Origin of the sequence: Actinomadura sp. NPDC023710 (assembly GCF_040639875.1) — a bacterium.
Taxonomy (GTDB): Bacteria; Actinomycetota; Actinomycetes; order Streptosporangiales; family Streptosporangiaceae; genus Spirillospora; species Spirillospora citrea.
This window is the reverse complement of sequence record NZ_JBFAGB010000104.1, coordinates 1-2,473: the sequence shown is the minus strand read 5'-3', so window position 1 is coordinate 2,473 and position 2,473 is coordinate 1. Positions and strand designations below refer to the sequence as shown.

The following is a 2,473-nucleotide window of genomic DNA, read 5'->3' as shown; positions in this document are numbered from 1 at the left end:
TCGGAACGCCCTTGAAGGTGAACTTGGCGTTCTCGGTGGTGTCGGGGTTGTCGGGGTCGAAGCCCTCGGTGCCCACGATCACGATCTGGCCGGCCTTGAGCTCGTTGTAGAGGATCTTCTCCGACAGGTTGTCCTCGATCTCGCGCTGGATGGTGCGGCGCAGCGGCCGGGCGCCCAGCACCGGGTCATACCCGCGCAGCGCCAGCAGGTCCTTGGCCTCCTGCCGCAACTCGATGCCCATGTCGCGGTCGTGCAGCCGCTGGTCGACCTTGGCGATCATCAGATCCACGATCTGGATGATCTCCTTGGGCGTGAGCTGGTGGAACACCACCGTGTCATCGACACGGTTGAGGAACTCGGGCCGGAAGTGCTGCTTGAGCTCCTCCGACACCTTGGCCTTCATCCGCTCATACGAGCCCTGCTCGTCGTTCTGCCGGGCGAACCCCATCGACACGCCCTTGGAGATGTCCTTGGACCCAAGGTTGGTGGTCATGATGATCACCGTGTTCTTGAAGTCCACCACCCGGCCCTGGGCATCGGTCAGCCGACCGTCCTCCAGGATCTGCAGCAGCGAGTTGAAGATGTCCTGGTGGGCCTTCTCGATCTCATCGAACAGCACCACCGAGAACGGCTTGCGCCGCACCTTCTCGGTCAGCTGACCGCCCTCCTCATACCCGACATAGCCGGGCGGAGAACCGAACAGCCGCGACACCGTGTGCTTCTCCATGAACTCCGACATGTCCAGCTGGATCAGCGCGTCCTCGTCACCGAACAAGAACTCCGCCAGCGTCTTGGACAACTCGGTCTTCCCCACCCCAGAGGGGCCGGCGAAGATGAACGACCCACCCGGCCGCTTGGGATCCTTCAACCCCGCCCGGGTCCGGCGGATCGACTGCGACAACGCCCTGATCGCGTCTTCCTGCCCGATCACCCGCTTGTGGAGCTCGTCCTCCATCCGCAGCAGCCGAGTCGACTCCTCCTCGGTCAACTTGAACACCGGGATCCCCGTCGCCGTCGCCAGCACCTCGGCGATCAACTCATCGGTGACCTCGGCGACCACGTCCATGTCGCCGGCCTTCCACTCCTTCTCCCGCTGCGCCTTCTGCCCCAGCAGCTGCTTCTCCGAATCACGCAGCGCCGCGGCCTTCTCGAAGTCCTGCGCGTCGATCGCCGACTCCTTGTCCCGACGCACATCAGCGATCTTCTCGTCGTACTCCCGCAGATCCGGCGGCGCCGTCATCCGACGGATCCGCATCCGCGACCCCGCCTCATCGATCAGATCGATCGCCTTGTCCGGCAAGAACCGATCAGAGATGTAGCGATCCGCCAACTGCGCCGCCGCCACCAGAGCACTATCGGTGATCGACACCCGATGATGCGCCTCGTAACGATCCCGCAGCCCCTTGAGGATCTCGATCGTGTGCGACAACGACGGCTCGGCCACCTGAATCGGCTGGAACCGCCGCTCCAACGCCGCATCCTTCTCCAGATGCTTGCGGTACTCATCCAGCGTCGTCGCACCGATCGTCTGCAACTCACCCCGCGCCAGCATCGGCTTCAGAATCGACGCCGCATCGATCGCGCCCTCAGCCGCCCCCGCACCCACCAGCGTGTGCAGCTCATCGATGAACAAGATGATGTCACCACGGGTCCGGATCTCCTTGAGCACCTTCTTCAGACGCTCCTCGAAATCACCCCGGTAACGCGACCCCGCCACCAACGCACCCAGATCCAGGGTGTACAGCTGCTTGTCCTTCAACGTCTCGGGCACCTCACCCTTGACGATCTTCTGCGCCAACCCCTCCACCACCGCGGTCTTACCCACACCCGGCTCACCCACCAGCACCGGATTGTTCTTGGTACGCCGCGACAGCACCTGCATGACCCGCTCGATCTCCTTGTCCCGACCGATCACCGGGTCAAGCTTGCCCTCACGCGCCGCCTGCGTCAGGTTCCGACCGAACTGATCCAACACCAACGACGTCGACGGCGCCGCCTCCGACGGACCACCCGAAGCCGCCGGCTCCTTACCCTGATACCCGTGCAGCAACTGGATCACCTGCTGCCGCACCCGGTTCAGATCCGCACCCAGCTTCACCAGCACCTGAGCCGCGACACCCTCACCCTCACGGATCAGACCCAGCAGAATGTGCTCGGTACCGATGTAGTTGTGACCCAGCTGCAACGCCTCACGCAGCGACAGCTCAAGAACCTTCTTGGCACGCGGAGTGAACGGGATGTGACCAGAAGGCGCCTGCTGCCCCTGACCAATGATCTCCTCAACCTGCTGACGCACAGCCTCAAGACTGATCCCCAGACTCTCCAGAGCCTTGGCGGCAACCCCCTCACCCTCGTGGATCAGACCCAGGAGGATGTGCTCGGTGCCGATGTAGTTGTGGTTGAGCATCCTGGCCTCTTCCTGAGCCAGAACAACAACCCGCCGCGCGCGGTCGGTGAACCTCTCGAACATCTC

The 2,473-nt window shown here is 63.4% G+C and carries 1 protein-coding gene; it reads right to left on the bottom strand.

The features are described 5' to 3' along the window. Nucleotides 1-2,470: ATP-dependent Clp protease ATP-binding subunit (locus AB0H37_RS44960; RefSeq protein ID WP_189269997.1), on the bottom strand; the 2,470-nt coding region annotated here is incomplete at its 3' end. Between the last annotated feature and the right edge of the window lie 3 nt (nt 2,471-2,473).